This is a genomic window from Actinophytocola sp. (assembly GCF_035712165.1).
Lineage (GTDB): Bacteria > Actinomycetota > Actinomycetes > Mycobacteriales > Pseudonocardiaceae > DASYTH01.
Map to the genome: position 1 here is coordinate 1 of NZ_DASTBH010000102.1, position 7,036 is coordinate 7,036.

General features: G+C 69.5%; 7 protein-coding genes and 2 pseudogenes. 4 read left to right on the forward strand and 5 right to left on the reverse strand.

Annotated elements, in window-relative coordinates; all coding sequences use genetic code 11:
• A pseudogene (locus VFO68_RS05315) lies at positions 1-181 on the forward strand (hypothetical protein); the annotation flags it as partial.
• A 195-nt stretch (positions 182-376) separates the two neighbouring features.
• Here the strand turns inward: VFO68_RS05315 and VFO68_RS05320 are convergent.
• A complete protein-coding gene (locus VFO68_RS05320; RefSeq protein ID WP_325157025.1) occupies positions 377-2,278 on the reverse strand; it encodes a multicopper oxidase in 1,902 nt (633 codons plus the stop codon).
• Between the two features lie 196 nt (positions 2,279-2,474).
• Positions 2,475-3,833, reverse strand: a complete 1,359-nt coding sequence (locus VFO68_RS05325) for a DUF4389 domain-containing protein (RefSeq protein WP_325157026.1) — start codon at positions 3,831-3,833, stop codon at positions 2,475-2,477.
• Positions 3,834-3,963: 130 nt separating this feature from the next.
• Between VFO68_RS05325 and VFO68_RS05330 the strand changes: the two genes are divergently transcribed.
• Positions 3,964-4,461 (forward strand): flavodoxin domain-containing protein, encoded by a 498-nt coding sequence (locus VFO68_RS05330; protein WP_325157027.1) that lies wholly within the window; start codon positions 3,964-3,966, stop codon positions 4,459-4,461.
• 9 nt (positions 4,462-4,470) lie between these two features.
• Here the strand turns inward: VFO68_RS05330 and VFO68_RS05335 are convergent, their stop codons facing one another.
• Together VFO68_RS05335 and VFO68_RS05340 are read right to left on the reverse strand one after the other, a co-directional pair.
• Positions 4,471-4,950, reverse strand: coding sequence for a DUF4386 domain-containing protein (locus tag VFO68_RS05335; protein ID WP_325157028.1), 480 nt, complete (start codon positions 4,948-4,950; stop codon positions 4,471-4,473).
• 68 nt (positions 4,951-5,018) lie between these two features.
• Positions 5,019-5,630 (reverse strand): TetR/AcrR family transcriptional regulator, encoded by a 612-nt coding sequence (locus VFO68_RS05340; protein ID WP_325157029.1) that lies wholly within the window; start codon positions 5,628-5,630, stop codon positions 5,019-5,021.
• A gap of 42 nt (positions 5,631-5,672) precedes the next feature.
• On the opposite strand from VFO68_RS05340, the gene VFO68_RS05345 reads away from it, so the two are divergent.
• Together VFO68_RS05345 and VFO68_RS05350 are read left to right on the forward strand one after the other, a co-directional pair.
• The gene (locus VFO68_RS05345; protein WP_325157030.1) at positions 5,673-6,092 is read left to right on the forward strand and encodes a DUF6640 family protein; all 420 of its coding nucleotides are present in this window, start codon (positions 5,673-5,675) and stop codon (positions 6,090-6,092) included.
• The gene (locus VFO68_RS05350; RefSeq protein ID WP_325157031.1) at positions 6,086-6,550 is read left to right on the forward strand and encodes a hypothetical protein; all 465 of its coding nucleotides are present in this window, start codon (positions 6,086-6,088) and stop codon (positions 6,548-6,550) included. Before VFO68_RS05345 ends, VFO68_RS05350 begins: the two co-directional genes overlap by 7 nt.
• 4 nt (positions 6,551-6,554) lie before the next feature.
• On the opposite strand, the pseudogene VFO68_RS05355 reads toward VFO68_RS05350, so the two are convergent.
• Positions 6,555-7,036 (reverse strand): annotated as a pseudogene (locus VFO68_RS05355) (hypothetical protein); the annotation flags it as partial.

The following is a 7,036-nucleotide window of genomic DNA, read 5'->3' on the forward strand; positions in this document are numbered from 1 at the left end:
GCTGGCCCAGCACACCGCCACCGGCGAGCTGACCCGCTCCACCAACCCCCTGCTCGACGACCACATCATCTACGCCCTGGTCCTGCTCACCCTGGCCGCGCTCTACGCCGGCCGCTACTGGGGCCTGGGCAACCGCTGGGAGCGGCTGAACATCGTGCGCCGCAACCGCTGGCTGATCTGACCACCACACCCAACACGCCCGGCCGAGGCCCCGCCCGGCCGGGCTTCCCCATGCAAACGCGCGTGCATCACCTGCGTCATGGTCGCCAACGGCACCCCCTGCCTCGGCCCGGTCACCCACGCCGGCTGCGGCTGCTTCGGCCCCATGCGCGACCCGAACCTGCCCGGCACCACTCCCCCTGTTGCGCCGGTGGGGTCAGGTGACCTGGTAGGGCCGCATCATCTCGTTGTCCTCGTGGTCGATGATGTGACAGTGCCAGACGTAGCGGCCGGCGATGTCGAAGCGGGCCTTGAGCCTGGTGATCTCCTGGGGTAGTGCGATCACGGTGTCCTTGGTGCCGCGTTCCCAGGTGTCGGGGGGTCGGGTGGCGCCGCCGAAAGGTTGCCGGCCCAGCACTTCGAACTGGACCAGGTGCACGTGGATCGGGTGGGCGTCCTCGGTGAAGTTGTGCAGTTCCCACACCTCGGTGCTGCCGCGCGCCGGGTTCTCGGTGACCGGCGACGACCATTCCAGCGGGTTGGGGGTGCCGTCGTCGTTGAGCGTGCCGAGCATGGCCATGACGGGAGCGTCGAAGAACTCCGACATCATCTCGTTGAGCGACAGGCGGCGGACCCGGTTGGTCCGGCCCAGGGTGGTGAAGTCCGGCAGGTCGAGTTGGTCCGGTGGGGTCGAGGTGTCCTGGCTGGACGGTGACCCGACGGTGAATCTCATGACCTGGCCGGTGGTCTGCGGGTCGGCCGGCTCGAAGTCGGTTCCCGGAGCGCCGCCGCCGAACGGCTCGTCGGGTCCTTCGTTGATCAGGTACAGCTGGGTGCCCGGCCGAACACCGGTGAAGTCCACGATCACGTCGTAGCGCTCGGCGACCGCGACGGGCAGCGAGGCGACCCGGGTCGGCGAGTTCAGGAACCCGCCGTCCGCGCCGATCACCCACATCGGCAGGGCGGCCTGCGCGGGCCGGGCGGCCAGCGGGTTACTGACGATCTTGAGCATCAGCACCCGGGTGTTGGACGCGTTGAGCACCCGGAAGCGATATCGGCGCGGCTCGACCGACAGCGCCGGCCAGGTGCGGCCGTTGACCACGATGGTGTTGCCGAAGAACTCCGGGTTCCAGATCGGCGGCACGTCGGTCCTCGGCAGGTAGGGGCCGCCGGGTGGCACGTCGCCGAAGAAGTCCCGGCTGGCGGGGAAGAACAGCGACCCGTCGGCGTTGAACGAGCGATCCTGGATCACCAGCGGGATCTCCCGCCTCGAACCGGGCAGCACCCCGGCCGGCAGGTCACCGGATCCGCCGCGCAGCAGGTAGAAGCCGGTGAGCCCGGCGTAGATGTTCGCTCGGGTAAGCCCGAGTTCGTGGCCGTGGAACCACAGCGCTGTCGCGCGTTGGTCGTTGCGGTACTGGAAGATCGCGCTGCCCGGACTCCAGTCGACCCCGAAACGGTCGCGCGCCTCGGCGCGGTAGCGATCGTAGAACGAGCCGACCCGGGCGAATCCCGACGGGATGTTCCGAGCGGCGGGCAGGTACCACGCCTCGGGGTAGCCGTCGCTCTCCTCGGTCACGTGCGCGCCGTGCAGGTGGGTGACGAACGGCACCGGCCCACGGTACGGCCCCGGTGTCGAGGTGAAGGTCGGGCGACTGTCTCGGCCGGCCACGCCGCCGGGCGGGTTCGCCCAGTGCAGCGTGGGATCGACGGGAAGCAGATGCGGAAGGAACGAGCCGGACGGGGTCATCAGCTGGTTGGTCCAGGTCACCCGGACCGGCCGGTCCACCCGGGCCTCGATCGTGTAGGCCGGATAGTGGAACGTGCCGGCGTCGGCGGGCGTGCCATAACCGAACACCTGGGTGGCCGGCTGGCCGGCGGGTAAAATCTGCTGGGCGAACTGTCGGACCGCGATGTTGTACCGATCCAGTCCGGAATCGGCGCCGGCCCGGGGCATTGCCGGCAAAATGAACAAAGGAGTCACATATTTGGGCAGCGTGGTCGGATCGAGGGTGCCGCCCGGCAGCGCATCAGCCCCGGCGCGAATCATCCCCGGTCCGACGAGAGTCGCGGTGCCGGTGATCAGACCGGCCTTCATGAGCTGGCGCCTGGTGAGCATGACGAATCTCCCTCCGCCCTGACAGGGACGGCGCGGTGAGGCGGTTGGCAGCGTCCACATCGGACGGCCAGCTGCGGGAATCCATACTTCGGCGCACCTAGTGAACGACCGGGTCACCAATCGGTCAAGAACCTAAAACCCCTAGTTCATCTACGATCAAAAATAACGGCAATTTATACGCTATGGGCGAGTTCGGCTAATTTCGCCCAGTCACGCGCACGGTCCCGGCGACCAGCAACGCGCCGCCGATCAGAAAGGCAACGCCGACACCGAGCAGCGACCACGCGACCGGGCCTAGGAATGGCGCGGTGGCACCGAAGTCGAGATCGGCCCGGACACCGGGACCGGCGTTGGTGTTCATCACGACGAGCGACCAGTGTCCGGGTTGTGGGTTCCAGGTCAGGGACAGCGGTGTGGCGCCGGACGTGGACGCCACCCAGAAGTTCTGCGCTGCCGGAGCGGTCAGGGGACGTGTGCCGGCCGGTCGCCAGGGGTGCATCATCGCGGCGGGCCGTCCGTCGAAGCGTCCGTGCGGCATCGCGGCCAGGTACCGGTCCACGTCCTCGGTCCGGCCGATGCCTACGAACAAGGGGCCGGTGCCGGACCAGGTGGCCCGGGCGCGGACCTCGCCCAGCCAGGTGACCTCGGCCGGGGCGCCGGTCTCGCGGTGCACGACGTCGGCGGCGTCGAACCGCAGCGCGTAGCCCGGATCGGTGACGTGTTGCGTGGTCGTGGTGAGGTAGCCCGCCTGGTCGCGCTGGGTGCTGTCGAACCACAGCAGGGTGCCGCCGCCCGCGGCCGCGCCCAGTCCGGTGACCAGCAGCAGCGCGCCGACCACCACACCGGCGACCCGGCCGGCGGTCCACCCGGCCGGTGTCGGTGCCGGCTCGTGTCGCGGCTGCTCGTCGCGCGGGCCGGCCGGGTCGGTGCCGCCGGTGTCCAACCGGAACGGTGGGTACTCGTCGGTCATCAGCGCGGTGTAGACGCCGACCCGGAACACCCAGCGGTCCATGCCCAGGACGAGGTCGAAGATCTCGCGCGGGTAGCGGCCGGTGAACAGCAGCACCACACCGGCGATGACGGCCAGCAGCGTGATCAGTCCGCCGCCGAAGCGCCACAGCACGAACCCGCTGCCGATGAAGAAGGCCAGCACCAGGTAGTGCGGCAGGGCCAGCAGCCACCACTTGACCAGCACCAGACCGCGGGACAGGCGCTCGGGGTAGGCGACGTCGAGGGTGGCCGGGTAGTCCGGTTCCGCGCCCAGACTGAACGGCGGGTACCGGTCGGTGGCCAGCGCGCCGTAGCCGTAGCACCAGACCCGCCAGGTCCAGCGCAGCACCCCGACGTTGAACTCGAAGATCGACCTCGGGTAGCGCCCGGTGAACAGGATGGCGAAGAACGCGATCACCGTGAGCACGGTGAAGGCCAGCCACAGCAAGGAAAGCACAACAAAGTGCGGGATCAGTAGCAACCATTTGACCAGCCACAGACCGCGACTGGGCTGCTCGTCCAGCCGCGCGTCCAAGCGGATCGCGGTAGATGTCGTCGTTGTCATACCTCAACGCTCATCCCGCCGCGGGCGCTTTCCCAGGGAAGTACGGGCCGGTCCGTCCAGGACGGAGGTCCTGTGCCGTACGGGGCCTGCGGCTCTGCCGCATGGCGACTCGCCGGCGCACGGTGCAGGTATGACACGAGTACTAGTGGCCTACGCCAGCAAGATGGGATCGACCAAAGACATCGCCGAGGCGATCGGCGAAGAGCTGCAGAAGCGCGGGCTGCGCGCGGAGGTGCGCAACGTCCGGGAGGCCGACTCCCCCGACTACTACGACGCGGTCGTCCTCGGCAGCGCGGTCTACGCCGGCCGGTGGCGGCCGGAAGCCACCCGCTGGTTCAAGCGGCACGCCGCCGAACTGGCGCGGCATCCGGTCTGGCTGTTCGAAAGCGGCTGGATCGGCAAACGCCCCGAGACGCTCACCGCCTCCCCCGGCGGCCGCAGGCGCGCCGCCCACATCGGCACGCAACCCCCCACGGTCTTCGGCGGGCGACTCGACCCGGGCCGGGCGACCGGCTTCTTCGACCGGTCACTCGCCAAGCGGATGCCCGGCGACTCCCGTGACTTCGCCGAAATCCGCGCCTGGGCCGGCCAGGTAGCCGACACGCTGACCACCACGGCGAAGCGATAGTTGCCGGCGTCAGCGGACCGGCGCGGAACTCAAGGACGTGGCGCCCGTCAGACCGCGCCCGAGCAGGTAGCCGACCATCCAGACCTCGCCCACGGTCGCGGGCAGGGTGAGCGCGTCGGCAACGCCCTGCGCGCCGGGGAGGAGGTAGCGCACGAACGCGCTGAGCAGGTAGGCGGCGCCGCCGGCGATGAGCACCCAGCCGAGCGCGCGCGGCATCCACCCGGAGCGGAGCACGCACCAGCCCATCGGGATCAGCCACAGGCCGAAGAGCAACGCCCCGACCTCCCCCAGGTTCGCGCTGAGGAGGTAGAGCAGTTGGACGGTGGCGAGCATCGCCGCGCTGCTGAGGATCGCGACCGCGTTGACGAGGCCGAACGCGGCGGCGAGCGCTATCGTGACGACCACGAGCAGTTCGAAGGCGACCCCGGCGCGGGCGAGCGTCTCACGCTCGACCAGGTTGGCGAGCGTCGCGGCGGGGTCGCCGGCCACGAAGAGCTGGGCCGGACGAGCAGGTAACCGAGGCCGCCGGCGATGGCCAGGCCGAGGGCGGACCCGGATCAGGCCGGAGCGGCGATGGCGCGGACGAGCAGGGTCATCAGCGCCGGCAGTTCCTTGTGCGCGCGTCGTTTGACGGCGTCGGGTTCGTGCATCAGGGCTTCCATCAGGTAGGCGACCAGCGGGCCGATGAACAACCGGACCGCCGTGTCGACGGAGGGCACCGTCAGGATCGGCGCAACGTGCTGGCTGGTCAGCAGTCTGGTGAGGTCGGTGGTGAACCGCTCGATCACCACTTCGCGGAAGTGGCGTGCCAGGTCGGGAAACTGCGGCGCCTCGGTGATGACCACGCGCAGCAGGGCCAGGTAGGTCGGCTCGAGTGCTTCGTTGACGATGCGGCCGGCGACGGTGCGCAGCCGGGTCTCGAGCTCGGCCGGGGACACCGGCGCATCCGGCTGGGCGTCGGCGATGCTCACCGAGACCTGCTCGGCCACCAGGCCCCCGAGCGCGTCGACGAACAGCTCGTTCTTGCCTCGGTAGTAGCGGTACACCGTCTGCTTGGTCACTCGCGCAGCGGCGGCGATGGCATCCACGCTGGTCTCCCGCAGCCCGTTGCGAAGGAACAGGTGCTGGGCGGCCTGCCGGATAACCTCGGGTTTGTTGGTCCGTCGCACTCAACGATTGTATCATACCATACGGTCTAGTATGATTTCGCCGTGGACCTCGACATCGCTGTATCCAACGGGTTGGTCTCCCTCGTCGCGCTGGCCACGATGGCCGGGGGCGTGCTCGCGGACGTGATCATTCCCGGCACGGCTCGTCAACACTTCGGCAACCCGAACTGGCCCCCGCACGCCAAGTTCCACAATGGACAGACAATCATCCTCGGCGTTCTGCTCGGCGCGCTCGCCCTGTGGTTGACCTGGCTCGCCGGCGACCTGACCGTCCACTTTCACCTCGCGGTGATCGTGACCGCCCTGGTGTGGTTGTCGATGGTCGGCGCCGGCCTGTTGCCTGCCACCCGATGGGTGGACCCGGAGTTCGACGAACGGCGCCGGCAGGTGCCGCCGCAACTGCGGTTGGCCCTGACCCTGTTGGCCCTGTTGCTGGTCGCCGAGATCGTCAGGCTGTGGTGAGGACGCGACCGGCCGACGGACTGATCACCAGCGCGGCACTCGCGATCGTGGTCGCCTACCTCCTCACCAGCGTCCATCACATCTACGGCGGTCTGACCACCACAGCCACCAACCGGTTGCTCGTTCCCGCCATCCTGGCGCCCACCGTGATCATCGCCCTGGGCTCGCTGCACGTCCTGCGCCGATCCGGCCGCCGGATCGCGCTCGGGATCTTCGCGATCGTGGCGATCGTCGTGTGGGTCATCCTGCTCGGCGGCCTGCACGGCGCCTACGCCCATCTCTACAAGGACGTCGTCTACCTGCTGGACGCGCCCGCCCACCGCTACGTCGCCCTCAACCCCAATGAGCACTATCCCCCGGACGACATCCTGTTCGAGATCACCGGACTGCTCGACGTGGTGACCGCGACCTGGATCGCGGTAGCCACGGCACGGCTCGTAGCGAAACACAGGCGCTGACCGGCTAGGGCTGGGCCGGTTGGCGGACCGGGGCGAGGCGTAGTGATGCCAGGGCGGCGACTGCGGCCAGCCCGGTCAGGACGAGTCCGGTCTGGTGGAAGGCCGTGACGGCGTCGCCGGTGGCGGCGCGGGTGGCGAACAGTGAGGCGAGCACGCCGACTCCGATCGAGCCGCCGAGGCGCTGGGCGATGGAGAACACGGTGTTGCCGTCGGCGAGTTCGGCGTCGGAGAGCGGGTCGAGCATCGCGAACAGCAGCGGGGTGATGCCGAACCCGATCGCGGCGGCGCGGCCGCACAGCAGCACGGCGGTGACCCAGAGCGGGGTGCCGGTGGTGAGCAACAGCAGTGCCGCGCTGGTGAGCGCGAGCACGACGAAGCCGCCGGAGACCAGGGTGCGCACGGTGATCCGGGTGGCCAGGCGTTGGCCGAGCGCGGTGCCCAGGCCGGTGATCACGCCCTGCGGGAGCAGCGCGAGCCCGGTGGCGA

Excerpts from the sequence above, each read along its gene's own strand:
- VFO68_RS05325 (WP_325157026.1), bottom strand. The coding sequence starts at position 3,833 with ATGACAACGACGACATCTACCGCGATCCGCTTGGACGCGCGGCTGGAC.
- VFO68_RS05320 (WP_325157025.1), bottom strand. The coding sequence starts at position 2,278 with ATGCTCACCAGGCGCCAGCTCATGAAGGCCGGTCTGATCACCGGCACC.
- VFO68_RS05330 (WP_325157027.1), top strand. The coding sequence starts at position 3,964 with ATGACACGAGTACTAGTGGCCTACGCCAGCAAGATGGGATCGACCAAA.